The 26,947-nt window shown below is 66.3% G+C and carries 20 protein-coding genes and 1 other RNA gene; 17 read left to right on the top strand and 4 right to left on the bottom strand.

Going from position 1 to position 26,947, the window contains the following annotated elements:
* Positions 1-91 precede the first annotated feature (91 nt).
* From MYA_RS02790 to MYA_RS02795, 4 genes are read left to right on the top strand one after another with little or no spacing between them, the layout of a single operon-like run.
* Positions 92-1,363 carry a glutamate-5-semialdehyde dehydrogenase gene (locus MYA_RS02790; RefSeq protein ID WP_011883264.1) on the top strand — a complete coding sequence of 424 codons (1,272 nt, stop codon included), beginning with the start codon at positions 92-94 and terminating at the stop codon, positions 1,361-1,363.
* A 21-nt stretch (positions 1,364-1,384) separates the two neighbouring features.
* On the top strand, positions 1,385-2,791 hold the full coding sequence (locus MYA_RS29220; protein WP_081065121.1) for an AAA family ATPase: 1,407 nt from the start codon (positions 1,385-1,387) through the stop codon (positions 2,789-2,791).
* 11 nt (positions 2,792-2,802) lie between these two features.
* Positions 2,803-3,417, top strand: coding sequence for a hypothetical protein (locus MYA_RS30860; RefSeq protein ID WP_158333091.1), 615 nt, complete (start codon positions 2,803-2,805; stop codon positions 3,415-3,417).
* A 3-nt stretch (positions 3,418-3,420) separates the two neighbouring features.
* Positions 3,421-3,843 (top strand): CopD family protein, encoded by a 423-nt coding sequence (locus MYA_RS02795; RefSeq protein ID WP_014722442.1) that lies wholly within the window; start codon positions 3,421-3,423, stop codon positions 3,841-3,843.
* A gap of 87 nt (positions 3,844-3,930) precedes the next feature.
* Here MYA_RS02795 and MYA_RS02800 read toward each other — a convergent pair whose 3' ends face one another.
* A complete protein-coding gene (locus MYA_RS02800) occupies positions 3,931-4,779 on the bottom strand; it encodes a MurR/RpiR family transcriptional regulator (protein ID WP_011883266.1) in 849 nt (282 codons plus the stop codon).
* Positions 4,780-5,074: 295 nt separating this feature from the next.
* On the opposite strand from MYA_RS02800, the gene edd reads away from it, so the two are divergent.
* The 4 genes from edd to MYA_RS02820 all read left to right on the top strand — a co-directional run bounded on the left by edd (position 5,075) and on the right by MYA_RS02820 (position 9,677).
* Complete coding sequence (edd, locus tag MYA_RS02805) at positions 5,075-6,931, top strand: phosphogluconate dehydratase (RefSeq protein ID WP_014722444.1); 1,857 nt, start codon at positions 5,075-5,077, stop codon at positions 6,929-6,931.
* 19 nt (positions 6,932-6,950) lie between these two features.
* The gene (gene eda / locus MYA_RS02810) at positions 6,951-7,577 is read left to right on the top strand and encodes a bifunctional 4-hydroxy-2-oxoglutarate aldolase/2-dehydro-3-deoxy-phosphogluconate aldolase (RefSeq protein ID WP_011883268.1); all 627 of its coding nucleotides are present in this window, start codon (positions 6,951-6,953) and stop codon (positions 7,575-7,577) included.
* Between the two features lie 221 nt (positions 7,578-7,798).
* Positions 7,799-9,160, top strand: coding sequence for a GntT/GntP/DsdX family permease (locus tag MYA_RS02815; protein ID WP_014722445.1), 1,362 nt, complete (start codon positions 7,799-7,801; stop codon positions 9,158-9,160).
* A 13-nt stretch (positions 9,161-9,173) separates the two neighbouring features.
* Positions 9,174-9,677, top strand: a complete 504-nt coding sequence (locus MYA_RS02820) for a gluconokinase (protein ID WP_011883270.1) — start codon at positions 9,174-9,176, stop codon at positions 9,675-9,677.
* Positions 9,678-9,786: 109 nt separating this feature from the next.
* Here the strand turns inward: MYA_RS02820 and purB are convergent, their stop codons facing one another.
* Entirely contained in the window at positions 9,787-11,175 is a 1,389-nt protein-coding gene (gene purB, locus MYA_RS02825) for an adenylosuccinate lyase (protein ID WP_011883271.1), read from the bottom strand.
* Positions 11,176-11,377: 202 nt separating this feature from the next.
* Between purB and MYA_RS02830 the strand changes: the two genes are divergently transcribed.
* The 6 genes from MYA_RS02830 to MYA_RS02855 all read left to right on the top strand — a co-directional run bounded on the left by MYA_RS02830 (position 11,378) and on the right by MYA_RS02855 (position 17,440).
* Entirely contained in the window at positions 11,378-12,331 is a 954-nt protein-coding gene (locus tag MYA_RS02830; RefSeq protein WP_011883272.1) for a LysR substrate-binding domain-containing protein, read from the top strand.
* 452 nt (positions 12,332-12,783) lie between these two features.
* On the top strand, positions 12,784-14,070 hold the full coding sequence (locus tag MYA_RS02835) for a Glu/Leu/Phe/Val family dehydrogenase (protein ID WP_011883273.1): 1,287 nt from the start codon (positions 12,784-12,786) through the stop codon (positions 14,068-14,070).
* Positions 14,071-14,322: 252 nt separating this feature from the next.
* The gene (locus MYA_RS02840) at positions 14,323-15,216 is read left to right on the top strand and encodes a glutamate/aspartate ABC transporter substrate-binding protein (RefSeq protein ID WP_014722447.1); all 894 of its coding nucleotides are present in this window, start codon (positions 14,323-14,325) and stop codon (positions 15,214-15,216) included.
* An 84-nt stretch (positions 15,217-15,300) separates the two neighbouring features.
* Complete coding sequence (locus tag MYA_RS02845) at positions 15,301-16,041, top strand: amino acid ABC transporter permease (protein ID WP_011883275.1); 741 nt, start codon at positions 15,301-15,303, stop codon at positions 16,039-16,041.
* The gene (gene gltK / locus MYA_RS02850) at positions 16,041-16,718 is read left to right on the top strand and encodes a glutamate/aspartate ABC transporter permease GltK (protein ID WP_011883276.1); all 678 of its coding nucleotides are present in this window, start codon (positions 16,041-16,043) and stop codon (positions 16,716-16,718) included. Before MYA_RS02845 ends, gltK begins: the two co-directional genes overlap by 1 nt.
* Entirely contained in the window at positions 16,715-17,440 is a 726-nt protein-coding gene (locus MYA_RS02855; RefSeq protein ID WP_011883277.1) for an amino acid ABC transporter ATP-binding protein, read from the top strand. Before gltK ends, MYA_RS02855 begins: the two co-directional genes overlap by 4 nt.
* A 116-nt stretch (positions 17,441-17,556) precedes the next feature.
* Here the strand turns inward: MYA_RS02855 and MYA_RS02860 are convergent, their stop codons facing one another.
* On the bottom strand, positions 17,557-22,794 hold the full coding sequence (locus MYA_RS02860) for an autotransporter outer membrane beta-barrel domain-containing protein (RefSeq protein ID WP_014722448.1): 5,238 nt from the start codon (positions 22,792-22,794) through the stop codon (positions 17,557-17,559).
* Between the two features lie 616 nt (positions 22,795-23,410).
* The gene (locus MYA_RS02865; RefSeq protein WP_041493752.1) at positions 23,411-24,334 is read right to left on the bottom strand and encodes a class II glutamine amidotransferase; all 924 of its coding nucleotides are present in this window, start codon (positions 24,332-24,334) and stop codon (positions 23,411-23,413) included.
* Positions 24,335-24,543: 209 nt separating this feature from the next.
* On the opposite strand from MYA_RS02865, the gene pyrC reads away from it, so the two are divergent.
* From pyrC to rnpB, 3 genes are all read left to right on the top strand, one after another.
* Positions 24,544-25,608 (top strand): dihydroorotase, encoded by a 1,065-nt coding sequence (gene pyrC, locus MYA_RS02870; RefSeq protein ID WP_034194154.1) that lies wholly within the window; start codon positions 24,544-24,546, stop codon positions 25,606-25,608.
* Positions 25,605-26,486 carry a DUF3025 domain-containing protein gene (locus MYA_RS02875; protein WP_014722450.1) on the top strand — a complete coding sequence of 294 codons (882 nt, stop codon included), beginning with the start codon at positions 25,605-25,607 and terminating at the stop codon, positions 26,484-26,486. Before pyrC ends, MYA_RS02875 begins: the two co-directional genes overlap by 4 nt.
* Positions 26,487-26,498: 12 nt before the next feature.
* Positions 26,499-26,910, top strand: an RNA gene (rnpB, locus tag MYA_RS28940) — RNase P RNA component class A.
* The last annotated feature ends 37 nt before the right edge of the window (positions 26,911-26,947 follow it).

The following is a 26,947-nucleotide window of genomic DNA, read 5'->3' on the forward strand; positions in this document are numbered from 1 at the left end:
TCCGACAGGCCGCGCGGCCCGCGTTGTCCGCGCGCCGACGCTTTCCCCCGAATTCACGCCGCGCGAAGCGGCTCGTTTCTCGAGTCACACGATGGATATCGACCAATACATGACGGACCTGGGCCGCCGGGCCCGGCACGCGTCGCGCGCGATGGCGCGCGCCAGCACGGCCGCGAAGAACGCGGCGCTCGACGCCGTCGCGCGCGCGATCGAGCGCGACGCCTCGGCGCTGAAGGAAGCGAACGCGCGCGACGTCGCGCGTGCCCGCGACAAGGGGCTCGACGCGGCGTTCATCGACCGCCTGACGCTGTCGGACAAGGCATTGAAGACGATGGTCGAAGGGCTGCGCCAGGTCGCGTCGCTCGCCGATCCGATCGGCGAGATCAGCAATCTCAAGTACCGCCCGAGCGGGATCCAGGTCGGCCAGATGCGCGTGCCGCTCGGCGTGATCGGGATCATCTACGAGTCGCGGCCGAACGTGACGATCGACGCGGCCGCGCTGTGCCTGAAGTCGGGCAATGCGACGATCCTGCGCGGCGGCTCCGAGGCGCTCGAATCGAACGCGGCGCTCGCGAAGCTGATCGGCGAGGGGCTCGAGGCGGCCGGGCTGCCGCAGGACGCGGTGCAGGTGGTCGCCACCGCCGATCGCGCGGCGGTCGGCAAGCTGATCACGATGACCGAATACGTCGACGTGATCGTGCCGCGCGGCGGCAAGAGCCTGATCGAGCGCCTGATCAACGAGGCGCGCGTGCCGATGATCAAGCACCTCGACGGCATCTGCCACGTGTATGTCGACGATCGCGCCGATCTCGCGAAGGCGCTCACCGTGTGCGACAACGCGAAGACGCACCGCTACGGCACCTGCAACACGATGGAGACGCTGCTCGTGTCGAGCGGCATCGCGGCCGCGCTGCTGCCGCCGCTCGGCAAGCTGTATCGCGACAAGCAGGTCGAGCTGCGCGTCGATGCGGCCGCGCGCGCGGTGCTCGCCGATGCGGGCGTCGGCCCGCTGGTCGACGCGACCGACGCGGACTGGCACACCGAATATCTGGCGCCGGTGCTCGCGATCAAGGTCGTCGACGGGCTCGACGCGGCGATCGAGCACATCAATCACTATGGGTCGCACCACACCGATGCGATCGTCACCGAGGATCACGATCGCGCGATGCGCTTCCTGCGCGAAGTCGATTCGGCGAGCGTGATGGTGAACGCGTCGACCCGCTTCGCCGACGGCTTCGAGTTCGGCCTCGGCGCGGAAATCGGCATTTCGAACGACAAGCTGCACGCACGCGGCCCCGTCGGCCTGGAAGGGCTGACGTCGCTGAAGTACGTCGTGCTCGGGCACGGCGAAGGCCGTCAGTAAGCTTACGCAAGAGGAGTTCGCATGCTCACAAGGCTTCGGGTCAAAGGGTTCAAAAGCTTGGACGACGTTACCGTAGACTTTGGCCCGTTCACCTGCATTGCTGGGGCCAACGGCGCGGGAAAGTCGAATCTCTTTGATGCGATTGTGTTTTTGCGCGATCTCGCGGATATGCCGATTATCGCTGCGGCGAACAGGGTGAGAGATCGGGAGGGTAAGCGTTTCGGATCCGTCGGGGCGATATTTACGAGGTACAGGGATGGAAGCGCAGATACGCTTGAGATCGAAGCCGAATTCCTTGCTTCGAGCGCCGTTGTCGATGACTTTGGCCGCCACGGAGCGCCCAATGTTACGCTCTTGAGGTACCGTATTGAGCTTGGTTACAAACTGGATGAGGTGTCCGGGAGTGAGCGCATTCAATTGCTTGATGAAGTGCTCGAATATGTTCCCAAGCGCGATTTCCGCCGCAACCTGTTCCCGCATGGCGATAATTTTTGGGAGTCGGTAAAAGGCGGAACGAAGACTTCGAATTTTATTTCTACGGAGAAGTCTGCTGACGGTCAGGTAACGGTCAAGATCCATCAAGACTCAGGGACGAGCAGAGGGCGGCCGGAAAGTATCCCCGCATTCGGAATGGAGCGGACCGCCCTAAGCGGTATCAATACGATCGATAGACCTACTGCGTTGGCTGCCCGTCGCGAGATGCAGTCGTGGGCGTTGTTGCAGCTTGAACCATCCGCGCTAAGGCAGCCCGACGATTTTTCTACTCCCTCAGATATCCATGTGGCTCCGTCCGGCGCCCATATGCCCGCCACACTCAAATCACTTGATAAGGACGCTGAAGTCGCAAATCGATTGTCAGAGCTGATTCCTGGGGTCGCCGAACTTTCCGTCGAAGTGGACGACAGACGTGAGCTGAAAACATTGTATTTGACAAATCAAGATGGGATCAGATATCCGGCAAAAGCGCTTTCAGACGGTACGTTAAGATTCCTCGCATTGGCCATTATTCATGCGGACCCGATGGCCGGTGGAGTAATCTGCTTGGAAGAGCCAGAAAATGGAATTCATCCGTCCAGAGTTCGCGCGATGACACAGTTGTTGCGCGACATGGCAGTTAATCCGCACATGCCTGTGGGCGAGCAAAATCCATTGCGCCAGGTAATTATCAACACCCATTCCCCGTTGGTAGTAGAGGAGCTTCGGGTTGATGACCTCGTTGTCTGTCAGCAGTATCGACGAAAGGGCGCTACATTCAGTACGTTTGGTTTTTTAGCCAAAACGTGGCGCGCAGAAAAAATGCCCGATCAAAAAACAACATCATTGAGTACGCTTCTCGATTATCTCAACAAGGGGGATATTGAACCGAGTCAGCGCCCATCGACAGTTGGTGCATTGTTGCGTGAACAGTTGCAACTATTTTCTTCGTAGGCGGGTGGTGTGTGAATTTCATTCGTTATACTCTTCTCGGGGATGGGAGTTCGGATGCGGTTCTCCTTCCAATTATCCGCTGGGTTATCGATCAAAACTTCCCTGAGCTGACGACGGTGGGAGAGTTTGCAAGGAATGGTTTGCCTCCAGTTTCTGAGGGGCTGAGAGCTCGGGTCGCAAAAGCGAAGGTGCTTTACGATTACGATGTGCTGTTTGTGCATCGCGACGCCGAGCGCGATGGTTATGATCTGAGGCGCCGCCAATTGATGGAGGAGCTTGCAGATTTGACGGATCGTTGGATTCCAGTAATCCCAGTACGGATGACGGAGGCTTGGTTGTTTGGGAACGAGGCGGCTCTCCGGCGATCTGCGGAAAACCCAAACGGAAATATCTCTTTGGATATACCGCATCCGAATCGGTGGGAGTGTCTTCCTGATCCAAAGGAAGAGCTATTTCGAATATTGCGTAAGGCATCCAATCGATCAACGCGTCGCGCGATTAACGAGGGGCAATGTCGAAGTAGAGTGTCAGAACTTACTCCGGACTTTACACATCTACGTCCGTTACAGTCTTTCAGTGCATTCGAGGCAGATGTTATTGCGATATTTCGCACGTTTGAGGAGTAGTAGATGGCAATGCTCTGGGTCAAGACCTTCCATATCGTACTGATCGCCGCGTGGTTCGCCGGCTTGTTCTACCTGCCGCGCATCTACGTGAACCTGGCCATGGAAACCGATCCGGCCGCGGTGCGGCGCCTGCTGCTGATGGCGCGCAAGCTGTTCCGCTTCATGACGCTGATCGCCGTGCCGGCGCTCGCTTGCGGGCTGTGGCTCTGGCTCGTGATCGGCATCGGCCAGGGGCAGGGGTGGATTCATGCGAAGGTCACGGTGGTGCTGCTGCTCGTGATCTACCACGCGTATTGCGGGCATCTGCTGAAGGTGTTCGAGCGCGGCGAGAACCGCCGCACCGACAAGTGGTATCGCGTGTTCAACGAGCTGCCGGTGCTCGGCATGCTGATCGCGGTCGCGCTGGTCGTGATCAAGCCGTTCTGAGCGAGCGGCACGCGCCGCGGGCCAACCGTGGCTATCGACCTGCAACGGCGCTCCGATGGGGCGCCGTTTTTGCTGTGGCGTCGCGCGCTAGTCCTTTGCCGGATCGTCGATCCGGCGGCGCGTGATCGCCTCCTTCGCGCGGCCGACGCGCTCCATCAGCGCCGGCCCGCGCGACAGCGCGACGCCGACCGCCAGGATGTCGCCGATCGCGAGATGCGACATGCGCGACGTCATCGGCGAGAACACGTCGGTTTCCTCGGCGACGTTCGACGCGAGGCTCACCGTCGCCAGTTTCGCGAGCGGCGAATGGCTTTGCGTGATCGCGACGACCTTAGCGCCGCACGCGAGCGCCGAGCGCGCGGCGTCGACGATGTCGCGCGTGCGGCCGGTGTTCGAGATCGCGACCACGACGTCGTGCGGCCCGAGAAGCGCCGACGACATCGAGAACGTATGCGGGTCGGAATACGCGACGCTCGGCACGCCGAGCCGGAAGAACTTGTGCTGGATGTCCTGCGCGGCGATGCCCGAGCCGCCCGCGCCGTAGAACTCGATGCGCGACGCGTGCGACAGCAGCGCGATCGCGTCGGCGACGCTGCCGGCCGACAGGCTGTTGCGTACTTCGATCAGCGCGCCGATCGTGCGGTCGAACACCTTGCCGATGATGCCGGGCGCGGGCTCGTCGGGCTCGACGTCGCGGTACACCGACGACACGCCGGGCGCGACGCTCTGCGCGAGCCGGATCTTGAATTCGCGAAAGCCGCTGCAGCCGAGCGCCTGACAGAAGCGCGCAATGGTCGGCTGGCTGACGCCCGCGCGGGTCGACAGCTCGGTCATCGCGAGGTCGAGCACCTCGCGCGGCGCGGCGAGGATGTAGTCGGCGAGCTTGCGCTCGGACGGGCGCAACTCGGGGCGGATCGCTTCGATGCGAGGCAGCATGGGACGGCGGAAAGGGAATCGGGTTCGGATGACGGAGTGTATCGCAATCGAATTGTAGAAAATCTACATGAAAATGCTAGGTGGTGGAGTGGGGTTTTGCGGGGCCGTGCTCAGTGAGAATTAGGGTTTTCACTGAGTCATGCCTTGCTGGTATTGGGAATGGCGGTTGCGCGCAGGATCATGTGCATTGCATGCGTGTAGTTTTTCTACTAGACTTCCTTCGTTCGTTCGACGCAACTCGATCGTCCCCACGATTCCAACCGCCGGTGTCGTCCGGCATACAGGAGCGCCCAGCATGACGTCGCTGCATCCCACCCTGGCGAAAGTCACCGATCGCGTGATCGCCCGCAGCCAATCGACCCGTTCGGCCTATCTGCAGCGCATCGACCGCGCGCAAGGCAAGTTCCCGGCGCGCGGCGCGCTGTCGTGCGCGAACCTGGCGCACGGCTTCGCCGGGCTCGAAGGCAGCGACAAGTTCCAGATCAAGGCGATCCGCGAGCCCAACATCGGCATCGTGTCCTCGTACAACGAGATGCTGTCCGCGCACGCGCCGTACAAGGATTTCCCCGACATCATCAAGGCCGCCGCGCGCGAGAACGGCGGCGTCGCGCAATTCGCGGGCGGCGTGCCGGCGATGTGCGACGGCATCACGCAGGGCAACGCCGGGATGGAGCTGTCGCTGTTCTCGCGCGAGGCGATCGCGATGGGCACCGCGATCGCGCTGACGCACAACATGTTCGATGCCGCGCTGTGTCTCGGCATCTGCGACAAGATCGTGCCGGGCCTGCTGATCGGCGCGCTGCAGTTCGGCCACCTGCCGACCATCTTCGTGCCGGCCGGCCCGATGACGAGCGGCCTGTCGAACGACGACAAGGCGAAGATCCGCCAGCAGTTCGCGACCGGCCAGGTCGGCCGCGACGCGCTGCTCGAAGCCGAATCGGCCGCGTATCACGGTCACGGCACCTGCACGTTCTACGGCACCGCGAACAGCAACCAGATGCTGATGGAGCTGATGGGCCTGCACCTGCCGGGCTCGGCCTTCGTTCACCCGCACACGCCGCTGCGCGATGCGCTGACCGCGCAGGCCGCGCGCCGCGTGCTCGACCTGACGGTCGAGCGCGGCCAGTACACGCCGATCGGCCACGTGATCGACGAGAAGGCGATCGTCAACGGGATCGTCGCGCTGCTCGCGACCGGCGGCTCGACCAACCACACGCTGCACCTCGTCGCGATCGCGCGCGCGGCCGGCATCCTGATCGACTGGAACGATTTCGACGAGCTGTCGGCGGTCGTGCCGCTGCTCGCGAAGATCTATCCGAACGGCAAGGCCGACGTAAACCATTTCCACGCGGCCGGCGGCGTCGCGTTCCTGGTGCGCAACCTGCTCGAAGGCGGTCTGCTGCACGAAGACGTGACGACGGTCGCCGGCAAGGGCCTGTCGCACTACACGCAGGAGCCGAAGCTGATCGACGGCAAGCTGACGTGGGTCGACGGCACCGCCGAGAGCCACGACACGAAGGTGCTGCGCAGCATTCGCGAGCCGTTCCAGCCGGACGGCGGCCTGCGCCTGATGCAGGGCCGGCTCGGCCGCGGCGTGATCAAGATTTCGGCGGTCGCGCCCGAGCATCGCAAGGTGAAGGCGCCCGCGATCGTGTTCGATTCGCAGGAGGCCGTGCAGGCGGCGTTCGATCGCGGCGAGCTCAAGCGCGATTTCGTCGCCGTCGTGCGGTTCCAGGGCGCGCGTGCGAACGGGATGCCCGAGCTGCATCGTTTGACGCCGCTGCTCGGCGTGCTGCAGGATCAGGGCTTCCATGTCGCGCTCGTCACCGACGGCCGCATGTCGGGGGCGTCGGGCAAGGTGCCGGCGGTGATTCACGTGTCGCCGGAAGCGCTGCTCGCCGGCCCGCTCGGCAAGGTGAAGACCGGCGACACGCTCGTGATCGACGCGGAAGCCGGCGTCCTCGACATCGAGATCGACGACGCCGAATGGCAAGTGCGCCCGGTCGCGCAGCCGCTGCACCAGGCCGACAACGAAACGGGTTTCGGGCGCGAACTGTTCGGCGTGTTCCGCGCGGCGGCCGCACCGGCCGAGCAGGGCGCATCGGTTTTCGGGACGCTGGTCGGCGAAACCGCCGCTCACGTCGCTGCATGAATTTCAAGGAGCTCCATCAATGAAGACGATTGCTGAAATCGTGAAGCTGGGCCCGGTGATTCCGGTGCTCGCATTCGACTCGGTCGAGCAGGGCGAACACGTGTCGCGCGCGTTGCACGCGGGCGGCGTCAAGGTGCTCGAAATCACGCTGCGCACGCCGGCCGGCATCGAGGCGATCCAGCGCGCGAGCCAGCTGGCGGACGACATCGTCGTCGGCGTCGGCACCATCACGAAGCCCGAGCACTGCGCGCAGGCGAAGCGCGCGGGCGCGAAGTTCGGCGTGTCGCCGGGCCTGACGAAGGACCTGCACCTCGCGTCGCTCGACGCCGGCCTGCCGCTGCTGCCGGGCGTGATGACGCCGAGCGACATCATCCAGGCGCTCGAATTCGGCTACGAGACCGTGAAGTTCTTCCCCGCGCAGCAGGCCGGCGGCGTGCCGATGCTGCAGGCGTTCCACGGCCCGTTCCCGGCGCTGAAGTTCTGCCCGACCGGCGGCATCACGGTCGAAACCGCGCCGAACTTCCTGAAGCTGCCGAACGTCGTGTGCGTCGGCGGCTCGTGGCTCACGCCGAAGGCCGCGCTCGCCGCGCAGGACTGGGCCGAAGTCACGCGTCTCGCGCAAGCCGCGAGCCAGCTGCCGCGTTGATGCTTGTACGCAATGACATCCGAACCCTCGGGAAACGGGCGCTTAGTGCTTGTTTTTCCGAGGGTTTTTGCTGATGGAACCGGTTCTATCCGCGGGCCGCAAAGATAAGTAAAATTCAGCGTCCTGACCGGGTGGGTACCCCCGGTGTTTCGGAGACCTGCATAGCCGGGCATACTCGCAACCACTCGCCCGGTTTCGAACAATCCTAGGAGGAGTGCCACATGGGGGCTGTCCAAGGCAGCATGCTGCTCGTTTTCACGCTGATCGCGATTGCCGCGTTGATCCTGATGATCGCGCGCTTCAAGATCTACCCGTTCCTGGTGCTGATCATCGTTTCGCTGGGCCTCGGTCTCGCCGTCGGGATGCCGATGGACAAGATCGTCAAGTCGTTCGAAACGGGCACGGGCGGCACGCTCGGTCACATTGCGATCGTCGTCGGTCTCGGCACGATGCTCGGCAAGATGATGGCCGAATCGGGCGGCGCCGAACGGATCGCGACCACGCTGATCGACTGGTTCGGTGAAAAGAACATTCACTGGGCGATGATGTTCGTCGCGATCATCGTCGGCCTGCCGGTGTTCTTCGAAGTCGGCTTCGTGCTGCTGATTCCGATCGCGTTCAACGTCGCGAAGCGTACCGGCAAGTCGCTGCTGGTCGTCGGGCTGCCGATGGTGGCCGGCCTGTCGGTCGTGCACGGGCTGATCCCGCCGCACCCGGCCGCGCTGCTGGCCGTTCAGCAATACGGCGCCGACATCGGCAAGACGATCGCGTTCGGCTTGATCGTCGGCGTGCCGACCGCGATCATCGCCGGTCCGCTGTTCGCGCTGACGATCTCGAAGTTCGTGAAGCTGCCGGACAACAATCCGCTCGCCGCGCAGTTCGTCGATACGCGCACCGACGGCGGCAATCGCGAGCTGCCGGGCTTCGGCCTCACGCTGTTCACGGTCCTGCTGCCCGTCGTGCTGATGCTCGTCGGCAGCTGGGCCGATCTCGTGTTCGCGCCGAAGTCGCTGCCGAACAACCTGCTGCGCTTTGCCGGCAACTCCGACGTCGCGCTGCTGATCGCCGTGCTCGTGAGCTTCTTCACGTTCGGCAAGCTGCAGGGCTTCAACCGCGACCAGATCCAGAAGTTCTGCAGCGAGTGTCTCGCGCCGATCGCCGGCATCACGCTGATCGTCGGCGCGGGCGGCGGCTTCGGCGGCGTGCTGCGCGACAGCGGCATCTCGCAGCAGATCGTCGAGACGGCGAAGCACGCGCATCTGTCGCCGCTGCTGCTCGGCTGGTTCGTCGCGGCGCTGATGCGTCTCGCGACGGGTTCGGCAACCGTCGCGATGACGACGGCCTGCGGCATCGTCGCGCCGATCGCCGCGGCGGCCGGCACGACGGTCAGCCCGGAGCTGCTGGTGCTCGCGACGGGCTCGGGCTCGCTGATCTTCTCGCACGTGAACGACGGCGGCTTCTGGCTGATCAAGGAATACTTCGGGATGACGGTCGGTCAGACGTTCAAGACCTGGTCGTTGCTCGAAACCATCATCTCCGTGCTTGGCCTGGGCTTCACGCTGGCGCTCAGCATGGTTCTGTAACAAGGGGTAGTCAATGATTCTGATCGCAATGGGCGTGTCGGGCGCGGGCAAGTCGCGAATCGGCGAAATGCTGGCGGAACGCCTGTCGTGCAGCTATACCGACGGCGACGCGTTTCACAGCGCCGCCAACAAGGAAAAGATGCACCACGGCATTCCGCTGACCGACGACGACCGTTGGCCGTGGCTGCGCGCCATTCGGGCGGCCATCGAGGAAAAGCAGCGCGCGGGCGAGACGGCCGTGTTCACGTGCTCGTCGCTGAAGCGCTCGTATCGCGACGTGCTGCGCGGCACCGACGCCGACGTGCGGTTCGTGTATCTGAAGGGCTCGTTCGACGTGTTGCGCGAGCGCCTGAAGACGCGCACCGGCCACTTCTTCGATCCGTCGCTGCTGAAGAGCCAGCTCGAGACGCTCGAGGAGCCGGGCGCGGACGAAGCGATCGAGGTCAGCATCGAATTGACGCCCGAACAGATCGTCGACGAAGTGATGGTGAAGATCGGCCTCGCGCAGCAGCACTGAGCTGCTGCTCGAGCCGGGACGGACGATTCCGTTCCGACCGTCTGAACAGCAAAAAGCCCGATGCGAAGCAGTTCGCATCGGGCTTTTTTGCGTCGGCCGACGGTCGCGCTTATGCGATCCGCTTCGCGAGCTCGACGGCCTTGCCGATGTACGACGCGGGCGTCATCGCGAGCAGGCGGTCCTTCGCGTCCTGCGGGATCGCGAGCGTGGCGACGAATTCCTGCAGCGCTTCGCGCGTGATGCCCTTGCCGCGCGTGAGCTCCTTCAGTTGCTCGTACGGATTCTCGATGCCGTAGCGGCGCATCACCGTCTGCACCGGCTCCGCGAGCACTTCCCAGCAGTTGTCGAGGTCGTCGTGCAGGCGCTGCGGGTTCACTTCGAGCTTGTCGAGGCCGCGGATCAGCGAGTCGTACGCGAGCAGCGAGTAGCCGAGGGCGACGCCCATGTTGCGCAGCACCGTCGAGTCGGTCAGGTCGCGCTGCCAGCGCGACACCGGCAGCTTGTCGGCGAGGTGGCGCAGCGTCGCGTTCGCGAGGCCGAGGTTGCCTTCCGAGTTCTCGAAGTCGATCGGGTTGACCTTGTGCGGCATCGTCGACGAGCCGATCTCGCCGGCCTTCGTCTTCTGCTTGAAGTAGCCGACCGAGATGTAGCCCCACACGTCGCGGTCGAGGTCGAGCAGGATCGTGTTGGCGCGCGCGACCGCGTCGAACAGCTCGGCCATGTAGTCGTGCGGCTCGATCTGGATCGTGTACGGGTTGAAGGTGAGCTTCAGGCGGTTTTCGATCACGTCGCGCGAGAACGCTTCCCAGTCGAATTCCGGATACGCCGACAGATGCGCGTTGAAGTTGCCGACCGCGCCGTTCATCTTGCCGAGGATCTCGACCTTCTCGATGCGTGCGATCGCGCGGCCCAGACGGGCGGCGACGTTCGCGAGCTCCTTGCCGAGCGTCGTCGGGCTGGCCGGCTGGCCGTGCGTGCGCGACAGCATCGGCTGATCGGCCAGGGCGTGCGCGAGCGCGACGAGACGCTGGTGGACGGTGCGCAGCGCCGGCACGATCACGTGCTCGCGCGCGCCGGCGAGCATCATCCCGTGCGACGTGTTGTTGATGTCCTCGGACGTGCAGGCGAAGTGGATGAACTCGCTCGCCTTCTCGAGCTCGGCCTGGCCCTTCACCGATTCCTTCAGCCAGTATTCGACGGCCTTCACGTCGTGGTTCGTCACGCGCTCGATGTCCTTGATGCGGGCGGCGTCGTGCGCGGTGAAGCGCTCGGCGAGCTGCAGCAGGAATTGCTCGGACGCGTCGGAGAAGCGCGGAATTTCGGCGAAGCCGGCGCGCGACAGCGCGATCAGCCAGTGCACCTCGACGGTGACGCGGTGGCGCATGAACGCGGCTTCGGAGAGCCAGTCGCGCAGCGCTTCGGTCTTGCTGGCGTAGCGGCCGTCGATGGGCGAGAGCGCGGTGAGGGCGAAAAGCGTATCGGGACGAGTGTCGGACATGGTCGGGCGGGGCCTCGGGGGCCGGGCGAACGAGGGGAGGAGAATCCGGCATTTTACCATCGGCGCGGGCCGGGGCTGGCCGAACCGGTCGGGCCGAGCGTGGCGGCGTCCGGCCGCGTGCGACCGACTGCGGCCGAGTGCGGCCGGCGGCCGGTAGAATGCTCGCTTCTCCCCGACCCGCCGCCCGCCGCGCCCGATCCGCATGGAACTGAAATGGCTCGAAGACTTCGTTTCGCTCGCGGAAACGCGCAGCTTTAGCCGGTCGGCCGAGTTGCGCCACGTGTCGCAGCCGGCTTTCTCGCGGCGCATCCAGGCGCTCGAGGCGTGGCTCGCGACCGAGCTGATCGACCGCTCGGTCTATCCGACGCGGCTCACGCAAGCCGGCCAGATCTTCTACGAACAGGCGCTGACGATGCTGTCGCAGGCGCACGAGGCGCGCACGCTGCTGCGCGGTCACGTCGGCGCGCCGGTGCCCACGATCGAGTTCGCGGTGCCGCACACGCTGTCGCTCACGTATTTCCCGCGCTGGCTGCAGCGGATCGAGGCGAAGATGGGGCAGGTCCACACGCGGCTGCGCGCGCTGAACGTGCACGACGCGGTGCTGTCGCTCGTCGAAGGCGGCTGCGATCTCGTGATGGGCTATCACCATCCGAGCCACCCGGTCGCGCTCGATCCCGCGCGCTACGACATGCTGGTGCTCGGCAGCGAGCCGATCAGCGCGTTTTCCGCGCCGGCGCGCGCGGGCCGGCCGCGCTACACGCTGCCGGGCACCGCCGAGGCGCGCGTGCCGTACCTGTCGTATACGCCGAACGCGTATCTCGGCCGGATGACCGAAGTCATCGTGGCGAATGCGCCGACGCCGCTGTTCCTCGATCGGGTGTACGAAACCGACATGGCCGAAGGGCTGAAGGCGATGGCGCTCGCGGGCCACGGCGTCGCGTTCCTGCCGCACAGCGCGGTCGAGGACGCGATCGCGAGCGGCAGCCTGATCCGCCTCGACCGCTCGGCGCGCGGCGGCACGCATCCGTTCACGCTGACGATGGATATCCGCCTCTACTGCGACAAGCTCGCGCTGCAGGGCGACGACCCGCGCCAGAAGCTGGTTCGGGCGCTGTGGGAAGTCGTGCGCGACGAGCTGCGTGAAACGGCTGGGTGAGGGCTGGTTGACGCTCGATTGACGGCGGACATGGGGCCGGCTGACGGCCGGGATGACCGAGACGACCAACGGTCGCGCAATCGTCGACCATCGACAGCCGACAGCCGACAGCCGACCGCCAAGCGCCAAGCGCCCAAGCGCCCAAGTGCCCAAGTGCCCAAGTGCCCAAGTGCCCAAGTGCCCAAGTGCCCAAGTGCCCGCCCACCCCCGCACCTAACGGCTCCCTTGCAATCCCCCGGCCGGCCGCCGCAAGCCGCCTCGCACTCCCGATCCCCCGCATTTTTCCCCCACCCGATCCCCGCCCGTTCGCCGCCGTTCTTGCGAAAATCGCCCGTGGATTTGCGCAAAATCGCGATCATGCAAGAAACGCATAATCGAATAAGCAAACGGCATTGGATAAAAAAAACGGGTTTTTCGACAATGTGCGCAATCCGTTGAACGTTGGAGCATCCATGTCTTCGCAATTGCAGTCCATCCCGTCCTACCTGCACGCCGACGATCTCGGCCCGTGGGGCAACTATCTTCAGCAGGTCGATCGCGTCGCGCCGTACCTCGGTTCGCTGTCGCGCTGGCTCGAAACGCTGAAGCGTCCGAAGCGCATCCTGATCGTCGACGTGCCCATCGAGCTCGACAACGGCACCGTCGCGCACTTCGAAGGCTATCGCGTGCAGCACAACGTGTCGCGCGGTCCGGGCAAGGGCGGCGTGCGCTACCACCAGGACGTGACGCTGTCGGAAGTGATGGCGCTGTCGGCATGGATGTCGGTGAAGAACGCGGCCGTGAACGTGCCGTACGGCGGTGCGAAGGGCGGCATCCGCGTCGACCCGCGCAAGCTGTCGCGCGGTGAGCTCGAGCGCGTGACGCGCCGCTACACCAGCGAGATCGGCATCATCATCGGCCCGAACACCGACATTCCGGCGCCGGACGTCAACACCAACGAACAGGTGATGGCGTGGATGATGGACACGTATTCGATGAACCAGGGCCAGACGTCGACCGGCGTCGTGACCGGCAAGCCGATCTCGCTCGGCGGTTCGCTCGGCCGCAAGGAAGCGACGGGCCGCGGCGTGTTCGTGGTCGGCTGCGAAGCGGCGAAGAAGAAGGGCCTCGAAATCGAAGGCGCGCGCATCGCGGTGCAGGGCTTCGGCAACGTCGGCGGCATCGCGGCGAAGCTGTTCCAGGAAGCGGGCGCGAAGGTGATCGCGGTGCAGGATCACACGGGCACGATCTATCAGCCGGCCGGCCTCGACGCGAACAAGCTGCTCGACCACGTGGCGCGCACGGGCGGCGTCGCGGGTTTCGAGGGCACGGAGCCGATGCCGAACGACGAGTTCTGGACGGTCGAAACCGACATCCTGATCCCGGCGGCGCTGGAAAACCAGATCACCGAGAAGAACGCGTCGAAGATCCGCACGAAGATCATCGTCGAAGGCGCGAACGGCCCGACCACGACCGCGGCCGACGACATCCTGAGCGCGAACGGCGTGCTGGTGATCCCCGACGTGATCGCCAACGCGGGCGGCGTGACCGTGTCGTACTTCGAGTGGGTGCAGGATTTCTCGAGCTTCTTCTGGACCGAAGACGAGATCAACCATCGCCTCGAGCGCGTGATGCGCGAAGCGTTCGCCGGCGTGTGGGCGGTCGCGGAAGAGCACAACGTGTCGGTGCGCACGGCGGCGTTCATCGTCGCGTGCAAGCGCATCCTGATGGCGCGCGAAATGCGCGGTCTGTACCCCTGATCGTGCGTGGCCGAGCGTCGCTCGGCCCACTATGAACGATACATGACGCAATCGACCCGATTGCGTACATGAACCCTCGCGGGCGATGCCGAATCCGGCGTCGCCCGCGTGCGCATTCGGGCGCGGAAAGCGCCGCGCGAAGCCGGGAGGACGGCGACGCGCAGGACGATTCGTAGTGCGGTAAACAACCAGTACTTTCAAAAATATTACTTTGATACACTGGCGCGGGTTTTAGCCAAGGAGATGACCAAAATGAAATACCAGAAGGCAGTCCTGATGATCGCGGCGCTGTGCGCGTTCGCGAGCGGCGCGCATGCACAGGAGACCGGCACGCTGAAGAAGATCAAGGACACGGGCGTGATCGCGCTGGGCCACCGCGAATCGTCGATTCCGTTCTCCTACTATGACCAGAACCAGCAGGTCGTCGGCTATTCGCGCGACTTCCAGATGAAGGTCGTGGATGCCGTGAAGAAGAAGCTGAACCTGCCGAGCCTGCAGGTGAAGAACATCCCGGTCACGTCGCAGAACCGCATCCCGCTCGTGCAGAACGGCACGGTCGACATCGAGTGCGGCTCGACCACCAACAACCTCGAGCGTCAGCAGCAGGCCGCGTTCTCCGACACGATCTTCGTGATCGGCACGCGTCTGATGACGAAGAAGGATTCCGGTGTGAAGGACTTCGCCGACCTGAAGGGCAAGACGGTCGTGACGACCGCGGGCACGACGTCCGAGCGCCTGCTGCGCAAGATGAACAACGACAAGCAGCTCGGCATGAGCATCATCAGCGCGAAGGACCACGGCGACTCGTTCAACACGCTCGAATCGGGCCGCGCGGTCGCGTTCATGATGGACGACGCGCTGCTCGCAGGCGAGCGCGCGAAGGCGAAGCAGCCGGGCGAATGGGTGATCGTCGGCACGCCGCAGTCGGAAGAGGCGTACGGCTGCATGATGCGCAAGGGCGATGCGGACTTCAAGAAGGTCGTCGACGAGGCGATCTCGCAAGTCGAGAAGTCGGGTGAAGCCGCGAAGATCTACGCGAAGTGGTTCGAGAACCCGATCCCGCCGAAGGGGCTGAACCTGAACTTCCCGCTGTCCGATTCGATGAAGAAGCTGTACGCGAACCCGAACGACAAGGCGCTCGACTGACCACGCCGCCGTTGACGCAGAAATGACGCTACTGAAACGGAAGAGGCCACGCTTCTTCCGTTTCTTTTTGCTGGAGTCTTGCCCATGTCTTACCACTGGAACTGGGGCGTCTTCCTGAGCCCCGTCTCGACCGGCGAGCCGACGACTTACTTCGGATGGCTGATGTCCGGCTTCTGGGTGACGATCGAAGTGTCGCTGGTCGCCTGGGTCATCGCGCTGATCGTCGGTTCGCTGTTCGGCGTGCTGCGCACCGTGCCGAACAAATGGCTCGCCGCGCTCGGCACCGTCTACGTGTCGATCTTCCGCAACATCCCGCTGATCGTGCAGTTCTTCGTCTGGTATCTGGTCGTGCCGGAGCTGCTGCCCGCGTCGATTGGCACCTGGATCAAGCAGCTGCCGCCCGGCACGCAGTTCTTCACCGCGTCGATCGTCTGTCTCGGGCTGTTCACCGGCGCACGCGTGTGCGAGCAGGTGCGCTCGGGCATCAACGCGCTGCCGAAGGGCCAGCGTGCGGCCGGCCTCGCGATGGGCTTCACGCAATGGCAGACGTACCGCTACGTGTTGCTGCCGGTCGCGTACCGGATCATCGTGCCGCCGCTCACGTCGGAGTTCCTGAACATCTTCAAGAACTCGGCGGTCGCATCGACGATAGGCCTGCTCGACCTGTCCGCGCAGGCGCGCCAGCTGGTCGACTACACCGCGCAGACCTACGAGTCGTTCATCGCGGTGACGCTCGCGTACGTGGTCATCAACCTCGTCGTGATGGCGTTCATGCGCTGGATCGAAGGCCGCACGCGGCTGCCCGGCTACATCGGAGGCAAGTGATGCATCAGTTCGACTGGAGTAGTATTCCCGGCGCGATACCGACGCTGTGGACGGGGGCGATCGTCACGTTCAAGATCACGCTGATCGCGATCGTCATCGGCATCGTCTGGGGCACGCTGCTGGCGCTGATGCGGCTGTCCGGCGTGAAGCCGCTCGCATGGTTCGCGAAGGGCTACGTGACGGTGTTCCGCTCGATCCCGCTCGTGATGGTGCTGCTGTGGTTCTTCCTGATCGTGCCGCAGCTGCTGCAGGGCGTGCTCGGGCTGTCGCCGACGATCGACATCCGGCTCGCGTCGGCGATGGTCGCGTTCTCGCTGTTCGAGGCCGCGTATTATTCCGAGATCATTCGTGCCGGCATCCAGGCGGTGCCGCGCGGGCAGGTGAACGCCGCGTTCGCACTCGGCATGAACTACGCGCAGGCGATGCGCCTCGTGATCCTGCCGCAGGCGTTTCGCGCGATGGTGCCGCTGCTGCTCACGCAGGCGATCGTGCTGTTCCAGGACACGTCGCTCGTGTACGTGATCAGTCTCGCGGACTTCTTCCGCACGGCCGCGAACGTCGGCGATCGCGACGGCACGACCGTCGAGATGGTGCTGTTCGCCGGCGCATGCTATTTCGTGATTTGCTCGTTGGCTTCTGCCCTCGTCAAAGGTCTCCAGAAAAAGGTCACAAGATGATTTCCATCAAGAACGTTTCGAAGTGGTACGGCCAGTTTCAGGTCCTCACCGATTGCACGACCGAGGTCAGCAAGGGCGAGGTCGTCGTGGTGTGCGGGCCGTCGGGCTCGGGCAAGTCGACGCTGATCAAGACGGTCAACGGCCTGGAGCCGTTCCAGCAGGGCGAGATCCTCGTGAACGGCCAGTCGGTCGGCGACAAGAAGACGAACCTGTCGAAGCTGCGCTCGAAGGTCGGGATGGTGTTCCAGCATTTCGAGCTGTTCCCGCACCTGTCGATCACCGAGAACCTGACGCTCGCGCAGATCAAGGTGCTCGGCCGCAGCAAGGACGAGGCGACCGACAAGGGCTTGAAGCTGCTCGATCGCGTCGGGCTGAAGGCGCATGCGCACAAGTTTCCGGGCCAGCTGTCGGGCGGCCAGCAGCAACGCGTCGCGATCGCGCGCGCGCTGTCGATGGACCCGATCGCGATGCTGTTCGACGAGCCGACCTCCGCGCTCGATCCGGAAATGATCAACGAGGTGCTCGACGTGATGGTCGAACTCGCGCAGGAAGGGATGACGATGATGGTCGTCACGCACGAAATGGGCTTCGCGAAGAAGGTCGCCCATCGCGTGATCTTCATGGACAAGGGCGCGATCGTCGAGGACGACCGCAAGGACGATTTCTTCTCGAATCCGAAGTCGGATCGCGCGAAGGACTTCCTCGCGAAAATCCTCCACTGAACGCTCCCGTGTAGCGCACGCCGCTTCGACGAACCGCCCGGCCTAGCGCCGGGCGTTTTTTTTCGGCCGCTGCCGCCGAACGGCAGCGGCGCACGGGCGTCGCGACGCGGCCTGCGTTACCAGCTGTAGCGGTAGCCGGCCTGGCCGGTGACGCCGCGCCGGTAGTCGCCGCCGATGTTGCGCGCGTATTTGACGTTCGCGTACAGCGTGCCCGACTTGCCGAAGGCCGCGGTCACGCCGAGGCCGAGCTCGTACCACGTGCGGCCCAGATGCGTCGCGAACGGCGTGCCGCCGACGACGGTTTGGCCCGGCGACAGGAAGTCGTGCAGCACGTCGGCCGTGAAATACGGCGTCGCCGCGCCCAACGCGCTCGCCCCGAGGTTCGGCCGGAACATCCGTACGCCGAGGCGTCCACGCAGCGCATGGCTCGTCGTGCCCGACACCGCCGACACGCTGTCGTTGAACCCGTTCAGCTTCAGGTACTGATACATCAGCTGCGCCTGCGGTTCGATCGCGATCGGCGTGGCGCCGATGCCGAACGGCTTGCCGGCTTCCTGCGACAGCGCGATGCCGAAGCCGTTCTGCGATGCGTCGTTGCCGTAGCTGTCGCGATAGCGGTTGCCGTAGTGCGTGACCTGCCCGACGCTGTCGAAGTAGGTGCCGTCGGCCAGATAGCGCGTCCAGTAGCCGCCGGCGCTCTGCGCGTGCATCTCGACCGAGCCGGTCGACGTCGACAGGCCGGGCGCATCGACGCGCGCCGGATCGCTGAAGCTCGCATTCGACACGCCGATGCTCGCCGTCACGCCCGCATGCGTGCTGCCGCCGTCCGGCGCCTGGCCGAGCGTCCAGTCCTTGCCGAACTGCGCGAAGAAGGTGCGCTCGTCGGCCGCGAAGCGGCCCGCGTTCGCATCGAAGCTCTGTCCGCCGATGCGGCCCCACACGCCGTCGCGATTGCCGGGCGCCTGCTTGTCGACGTTGTACACGTCGCCGACGCGCTCGTGCAGCTTGCCGAGCGTCGAGAAGCCGTAGTCGGCGTTCAGGAGCGGCGTCATCGTGAAGCCCGCGACGCCCGGACGGTACGCGAGCGTGCCGGCGCCGCCGCCGGCGGTCAGCGGGCCGACCGCGATGACCTGGTTGGACGGATCGAGCTGCGAGCGCAGATACCAGCCGTTCGCGTCGAGCTGGCCGCCGCGATAGAGCCGGTATTCGTATGCGCCGGCCTGGACCGGGCCGGCGAGATGGAACGCGGACGCGGCCGTCGTGCCGCCGTTCGCCGTGACCACCACCGGAATGCCGTCGCCGGTCGTCTGCGCGCCGCTGCCGGCGGTGTTCGCGATCTTCAGCGCCGTCGTGCCGCTTGCGGCGCCGCCGTTCACGATCAGCCGGTCGGTCGGCGACGCGTCGGCGCCGAGATAGGTGTTCAGCGCGATCGTGCCGCCGTTGCCGACGTAGCCGCCGGTGGTCAGCGTCTTGTAGCTGCCGGCCGCCGTCGGCGCGCCCGACGGCGCGGCGAATGCGACCAGGCCCGCGTTGTTCAGGCTGCTCAGCACCGAGCTGCCGGTGATCCGCCATGCGCTCGTCGCGTCGACGTTCAGCGCGACCGGATCGATCTTGCCCGTCAGCGTCGTGCCGTTCGTCAGCGACACGGTCCCGGTGCTCGACGCGTCCGACACGATGTCGCCGGCCAGCGTCACGGCCGAAGCGTCGAAGCGCGCGACGCTGCCGTTCGCGAGGTCGAGCAGCGTGCCGTTGCCGGCCGTCACGACGGTGCCGTTGCGTACCGCGATGTCGACCGCGCCGCCGCGCGCGGCGAACGCCGGGCCGGCGACCGACGCGACGCTACCGCCGTCGACCAGCACCGAACTCGTCGCGCCGCTCGCGCGCGAGTCGACGCTCAGCAAGCCGGCCGTCGCGCCGTGCAGCGTCGTGCCGGTCAGCGCGAGCACGCCGCCGCCGTCGACGGTCGCGCCGTTGCCGGCCGCGCTCGTGAGCGTCGAGCCGGTGTCGCCGATCCGGCCGCCGTTTTGCGCGACGACGCCGTCGGCTGCCGCGCCCGCCGCCGCGATCTTCGCGCCCGACAGCAGCGCGGTCGCGCCGCCGCCGACGACCAGCCCATGCGCGCCGGCGCCGGTGGTCGAGACGGTGGTGCCGTCGGCGGCCAGCGTCGCATCGGCGCCGGCCACGACGATGGCGCGCGCGTTTTCGCCCGCGGTGCGCACGACGCTCGCCGCATCGGTCGCGATGCGCGTGCCCGCGCCCGTCGACGAGATGCCGTCGGCGCCGTTGCCGGTCGTGCCGATCTGCGTGCCCGACAGCACGATCGTCGTGTTGGTACCGAGGTTGTCGATGCCGGCGCCGCCGCCGCCCACCGCGATCGACGTCGCGCCGGCCGCGAGCGCGCCGTTCGCGACGCTCGAGTCGATCAGCACGCCGTGCGCGCTCCCGTTCGCGACGATGGTGCCCGCGCCCGACAGCACGACCGACGCGCCCGCGCCGGTCAGATGCACGCCGGCGACGCCGTCGTCGGCGCCGATCGTGCCCGCGTTGTTCAGCACGGCCGACGCGCCTTGCACGAGCGCGCCGGTGCCGTCCGACACGCGGATCGTCGACATGTTGTCGACCGTGCCGAGCGCGCCGATCGCGACGCCGGTCGAGCCGACGCCGGTCAGCAGCACCGCGTTGCGGTTCTCCAGCGTGCCGAGGTTGCGCGCGACGAACCCGGTCACGCCGGCGCTCGACGACATGACGGCCGCGTCGTTGCCGAGCACCGTCGCGACCGGCGCGCCGGCGTTCGCGCCGGCCAGGTCGTGGGCCTGGCCGTCGACCACGCCCGCCGTGGCGCCGGCCGCGTTCAGGTTGATCGTCGCGCCGGCGTCGATCGTGCCGTGTGCGCCGCCCTCGACCGCCACCGCGATGCCGTTCGCGCCGCGCACGTTGTAGGTCGCGGAGCCGGTCGACAGCGTCGTGCCGGCGCCGGTCGCGTGCACGCCGCGCGCGCGCTCGCCGTTCACGTCGGTCGTCAGCGTGCCGGCGGCCGACGCGCCCGTGTAGGCCGCGCCGGCTGCGATGCGGAACAGCGTCGAGTCGTCGGTATCGACGCTCAGCCGCTGCGCGGCCACGTTGATCGTCGAGCCGGCGCCGTACACGTAGAAGCCGATCTGGTTCGTACCGGACGTGAAGCGCGGCACGGCGTTCGCGCCGACGTCGATCGCGGCGCCCGCGCGCGCGTGGGCGCCGATCGCGCCATTGCCGGTCAGGTCGAGCGCGCCGTCGAGCGTGGCCTTCGCGCGCGGGCCTTCGGCCCAGACGCCGTAATTGCGTGTGTCCGACGCCGCGTCCAGCCCGCCGGCGACGTCGATCGTGCCGGTCGACGTCGCGGCCGTGGCGGTCGAGCCGGTGCCGACCACCATGATGCCGATGCCGTTCACGCCGTTCAGCGTGATCGTGCCCGTGTTGGTCACGGTCGCGGCCGTGTCGGCCGCCAGCATCCCGACGTTCGCGAGCGGCGTGCCGGGCGCCGCACCGTTCACGACGATCGTGCCGGCGTTGCGCAGCGTGCCGGACGACGAGCCGATGCTCGCCATCGCGGCGCCGTTCTGCGTTTGCGAGCCGATCACGATCGAGCCGAGGTTCGCGGCCGTGCCCGACGCGCCGAGCAGGATGCCGTAGCCGTGCGCGGACAGTGCGACGTCGGCCGCCGCCGCGCCCGGCCGGTACTGCGCCGCGCGTCCGACGTAGATCGTGCCGCCGGCCTCGTTGGTGAAGGCGCCGCCGTCCGCGAGGCCGCCGATCACCTGGCTGTCGAGCGTGGTTGCGTTGACGCCGACGTTCAGCGTGCCGGCGTTCGACGCGGTTGCGCCGTCGGTCGCCGCGATCGCGTAGCTGAGCAGGGTCGGCCGGTTGCCGTCGAGCGTCCATGCGGCGACGTTCATCACGCCGTTGTTCACGAACGTGGTGCCCGTGCCGTTCGCGTACACGCCGTTGCCCTCGGTGTAGGCGTGGAAGCCGAAGTTCTCGGGCGGCGCGGCGCCGGCGGTGTCGAAGTTCTCGCCGGCCGCGTAGCCGGACGAGATCACGCCGTTGTTGACGCCGCTCGCACCGGTGAGCAGCCGCACGAGCGTGAAGTCGCCCGACAGGCTGCCGTCGTTGACGAACTGCGCGCCGTTTTCCGCGAGCACCGCCGAGCTCGATTCGATCGCGCTGGTGCCGCGGAAGTCGATCTGGCCGTCTCGGCCGATATGCAGCGTCGCGTTCGCGCCGGTGCCGTGCAGCGCGGCCAGATGGTCGATCGGCAACGTGTTCTTGTCGCCGGCCGACACGTCGTTCGCGTACTGGAAGGTCTGCCGCGAGAACGTGACGGCCTGGCTGAACGCGCTGTCGTACGCGGCTTGCGAGCCGAGCGCGCCGCTGCGGACCGAGCGTACGAGAAAGTCGTTGTATGCGGCGAGCGACGCGGCGTCGTCGACGCGCCAGCGGCTGCCGTCGAACGCGGTGAAGGTGCCCGCGTAGGCCGGCACGTCGAGCTGCAGGTTGCCCACCGCGCCGCCGGCCTCGACGTAGTCGCCGGTCGTGAACAGCACCTGGTTGCGCGAGTTCCAGTTGACGACGCTTGACGCGGTGCCGGTGCCGTCCGCGAAGGCGAGGTCCGTCTGCTTCGCCGCGATCGTGATCGCGTTGCCGGCCGCGTCGGGCGCGTTCGCCGCGTTGCCGAGCGACACGTTCAGCGTGCCGCCCGAGCGCTCGACGGTGCCGATCCGCGTGTTCAGGTACTGGTTGCCGTCAACGTCGTGATAGAGGGGCACGTAGGTCGCGCCGAGCGTCGATGCGGCGAACGCGGACGAATTGTAGGTCGCAACCGATGCGTGGGTGCCGGTGATCGAATCGGGCGTGCTGACGCTCTGCGTCTTGCCGCCGAGCGAGACCAGCGGCTGGTCGGGATTGCCCGTCACGATCGTGGTCGTGCCGAGCGGGACGCGCGTGTAGCCGGCGTCGCCGCCGTTCTGGCTGGTCCATGCGCCGGTCGCGGCGACGGTATCGCCGCCCGTGACGGTCGTCGCCCCGGCCAGGTTGTCGTTCACGGTCGGGCTGAAGCTGCCGACGGTGCAGCTGCCGCCGCTCGCGACCGCCGACCCGTTGCCGCAGGTCGATGCATGTGCGGCGCCGGCCGACAGCGCGGCGAACGCGGCGCCGGCCATCGCGGCGCGCAGCGGCGCCAGCCGGATCGCGTCGCGGCTCGCGCGACGGTTCGTGCCCGATGTGCTGCCCGAGCGCTTGCCGCGTGCCCGGGCTGTCTCCGCAACCGCGACCCAGCAGCCGGCGGCTTCGCTCCATATCGATCGAAATGAGTGATTCACGACAACCCCTCTTTGCTTTTTTTGAAGTGATATCCACCGCGGCGCGGTGAAAGCGCATTCCGCGGCCGAAAATGGTTCGAGCCGGCGTGCGCGCCATTGGCCGCATTGCCGTCGTCACGTGAATCGCTTTTCGATATACCGAGGATGAGCGGAGTCTACTGATCTGAATCGCGAAGGATTATCAAAAAAATGAGTGCCGTTGTGATAATGTCGACTCGGTCCGGTATTTTTGAATTATGTGATGAATCGAACCGAAAGCCTTTCTGGTAAAGGCTTGAGCGATATCGTGCGAGGCGGGGTAATCCCGTCGCTCGACGGTGGGCTGGCGCACTGTTCCAAAACGGCGCTGCGATAGAATATGGCTTCCGGAAGGTGGGCGGGGATTTAAAAGGCGTTTCGTTTTATCACGTATATATTATTTTCGCGTGAATGTTGATTAAATAAAGTTAATGTTGCGTCGCCGCGGGTTGGCGCGCGTCATTGTGGTTTGATTGAAACGAAAACCGATTGCCGGCGAACGAGCGGCGCGCTGTTCGGCAATGGCTCGTCGCGCGGCCGGTCGGGCCGCGGTCGCTTCGTCATGCTGAGATGGAGAAGGAAGGGCGGCGCGTGCGGCTCAGAAATCGATCGCGTCGTCGGCGTCGGCGTCGGCGTCGTCGGCGGCGGCCAGCGCCTCGCGACGCATGCCGCCGCACGGCGCGGAGGCCGACGCGTCGAGCGCCGGGTTGCGCAGCTTCTCGAGCACGCGCTCCGGCACCGGAATCCGCGTCCGCGCGGCGACGTCGCCGCACTGGAACATGATCAGCTCGCCGGGCTCGAACGACGTCCAGACTTCGTTGTCGGTCAGCGGCTGCGTGGCGATCACCGCGACGCGATCTTCGGGCGTCGTGTATTTCGCGAAGTCGATCGACAGGTCTTCGTCGACCAGATGCGCGGTGGAGAACGGCCAGCGCCGCACGATGTAGTGCAGTCGCGTCGAGCAGTGCGCGAACAGCGCCTGGCCGTTCGACATCAGGAAGTTGAATACGCCGTGATCGGTGATGTCGCGCGTCAACTCACTGACGCGCTCGAACAGCTCCGGCAGCGGCGGCTGTGCGCCGGGGAATGCCTCGCGCAGCCCTTGCATCAGCACGCAGAACGCCTTCTCGCTGTCGGTCGTGCCGACCGGGTGGTAGACGCTGCCGTCGAGATCGGGTTCGTAGTCCTGCAGATCGCCGTTATGCGCGAAGATCCAGTGACGCCCCCACAGCTCGCGCATGAAGGGGTGGCTGTTCTCGAGCAGGATATGGCCTTGCGTGGCCTTGCGGATATGCGCGATCGTGTTCTTCGACTTGATCGGATAGCGCTTCACCATTTCGGCGATCGGCGACGTGGCCGAGGCCTGCTGATCGATGAACAGACGGCAGGCCTTGTCCTCGAAGAACGCGATGCCCCAGCCGTCGGCGTGGTGATCGGTGAGGCCGCCCCGGGCCGCGAAACCAGTGAAGGAGAATGTGACGTCCGTCGGCGCGGCGCAGTTCATTCCTAGGAGTTGGCACATTTTACTTGGGGCGGGGGCGGAAGCAGGGTAACCAACCGGGTGAACCCCGGTACAATATGGCTCCTAGCATATCACCGAGCCTCGAGCGGTAAAAAGCGGATTCCGCCGGCCCAAGGCCCCGTGTTGCGGTTTGCCGTCAGTCGGCCCGTGCACGCGTGCTCCGGCCCCGCCGATCCTCGATGGCCAGCCCGTTCCTCACGACGCCTCCTATGACTGCCTCGAACGCTTCCTCCCCGGCGACGCTCACGCTCGCCCGTCCCGACGACCTGCATCTGCACCTGCGCGACGGCGACATGCTGGCCGCGGTGCTGCCGCACACCGCACGCCAGTTCGCGCGCGCGATCGTGATGCCGAACCTGAAGCCGCCCGTCACGACGACCGCGCACGCGCAGGCCTATCGCGACCGGATCCTGGCCGCGCTGCCGGCCGGCAGCGCGTTCGAGCCGCTGATGACGCTGTACCTGACCGACAACACGGCGCCCGACGAAGTTCGTCGCGCGCGCGACAGCGGCTTCGTGCACGGCGTGAAGCTGTATCCGGCCGGCGCGACGACGAACTCGGATCACGGCGTGAGCGACCTCGCGAAGTGCGCGAAGACGCTCGAGGCGATGCAGGAAACCGGCATGCCGCTGCTCGTGCACGGCGAGGTGACGGACCCGTCGATCGACATGTTCGATCGCGAGAAGGTGTTCATCGACCGCGTGATGACGCCGCTGCGCCGCGATTTCCCTGCGCTGAAGGTCGTGTTCGAGCACATCACGACGAAGGATGCGGCCGACTACGTGCGCGACGCCGATGCGGCGCCGGGCCTGCTCGGCGCGACGATCACGCCGCAGCATCTGCTGTACAGCCGCAACGCGCTGTTCGTCGGCGGCATTCGCCCGCATTACTACTGCCTGCCGGTGCTCAAGCGCGAGACGCACCGCGTCGCGCTCGTCGAAGCGGCGACCTCCGGCAACCCGCGCTTCTTCCTCGGCACCGACAGCGCGCCGCATGCGCGCGGCGCGAAGGAAACCGCCTGCGGCTGCGCCGGCTGCTACACGGCGCTGCACGCGCTCGAGCTGTATGCGGAAGCGTTCGACCAGGCCGGCGCGCTCGACAAGCTGGAGAATTTCGCGAGCCGCTTCGGCGCCGATTTCTACGGCCTGGCGCACAGCACCGACACGGTCACGCTGCGCCGCGAGACCTGGGAGCTGCCGACCGAGGTGTTCGCGGGCGATACGCCGGTCGTGCCGCTGCGCGCCGGCGAGACGATCGGCTGGAAGTTCGCGTGAGCGTCGCGCCGCCGTGCGCCGCCGCTCACGCGGCCGACGGCGGGGCGGCGCAATTCGCGCGGATCGACTGGTCCGCGCCGTGGCTCGCGCAGTACGACGAGCCGGGCCGTTTGCTGCAGGTGGCCGCGCTCGCGGGCGAAGCCGCCTTGCTCGATGCATTGGGCGACGCGGCCGGCGCACGCACGAGCGGGCGCGGCAGGCCGCTGCGCTTCGTGCCGCAGGCCGAACTGCCGCCCGGCGTCGCATACGAAACCCACATCGCCGACACGGGGCGCGTGCCGACCCGCCACAATCTTCACGACTTCTTCAATGCGCTCGTGTGGCTCGCCTATCCACGCACCAAGGCCGCGCTGAACGCACGGCAGGCCGCGGCGATCGACGCCGCGGGCGGCGTCGGGCCGGTGCGTGGGTCGCTGCGCGATGCACTCACGCTGTTCGACGAGAATGCGGCGCTGTTCGTGACGGCCGAGCGCGCGCTCGCCGACGCACTGCGCGGCTTCGACTGGCAACGTCTGCTGGTGAGCTCGCGCGCCGCGTGGGGTACGCGCTGCGAGGCGCGCCTCGTCGGCCATGCGCTGCTCGAGAAGCTGGTGGCGCCGTACAAGTCGTGTACCGCGCACGCGTGGATCGTCGAAGTCAGCGACGACTACTTCTCGTGGCCCGACGCGCGCCGCGCCGCGCATCTCGACGCACGGATCGCCGACGAACTCGCGACGCGCGCGCTGACGAGCCGCGATTTCGCGCCGCTGCCGGTGCTCGGCGTGCCGGGCTGGTGCGACGCGAACGCCGCGCCGGCGTTCTACGACGACCCGGCCGTGTTCCGCAGCGGTCGACGGACGGACGCCGCGCGCGCTGCGGGCGGCGGCGCGCAGTGCTAGAATGCGCGTCGCAAAGCAGGCCAGGCAGTCGCGGCCTCGCCGCCTTCGGGCAGGCGGGGGCGAGGAAAGTCCGGACTCCACAGGGCAGGGTGATGGCTAACGGCCATCCGTGGCGACACGCGGAACAGGGCAACAGAAAGCAAACCGCCGATGGCCCGGCGCAAGCCGGGATCAGGTAAGGGTGAAACGGTGCGGTAAGAGCGCACCGCGGCGACGGCGACGTTCGCCGGCACGGTAACCTCCACCCGGAGCAATTCCAAGTAGGCAGGCGCGCATTTTCGGATGCAGGATGGGGCCCCCGTCTCGTCTGCGGGTAGGAAGCTTGAGCGCGTCAGCAATGGCGCGCCTAGAGGAATGGCTGCCACGCGCGGCGCGCTTCGGCGTGCGGCGTGCACAGAATCCGGCTTATCGGCCTGCTTTGCCGTTCGAATGCACAAGGGCCGGCGCTCCATCGGGAGCGC

This window comes from Burkholderia sp. KJ006, assembly GCF_000262695.1.
In the GTDB taxonomy this organism is placed as follows: domain Bacteria; phylum Pseudomonadota; class Gammaproteobacteria; order Burkholderiales; family Burkholderiaceae; genus Burkholderia; species Burkholderia vietnamiensis.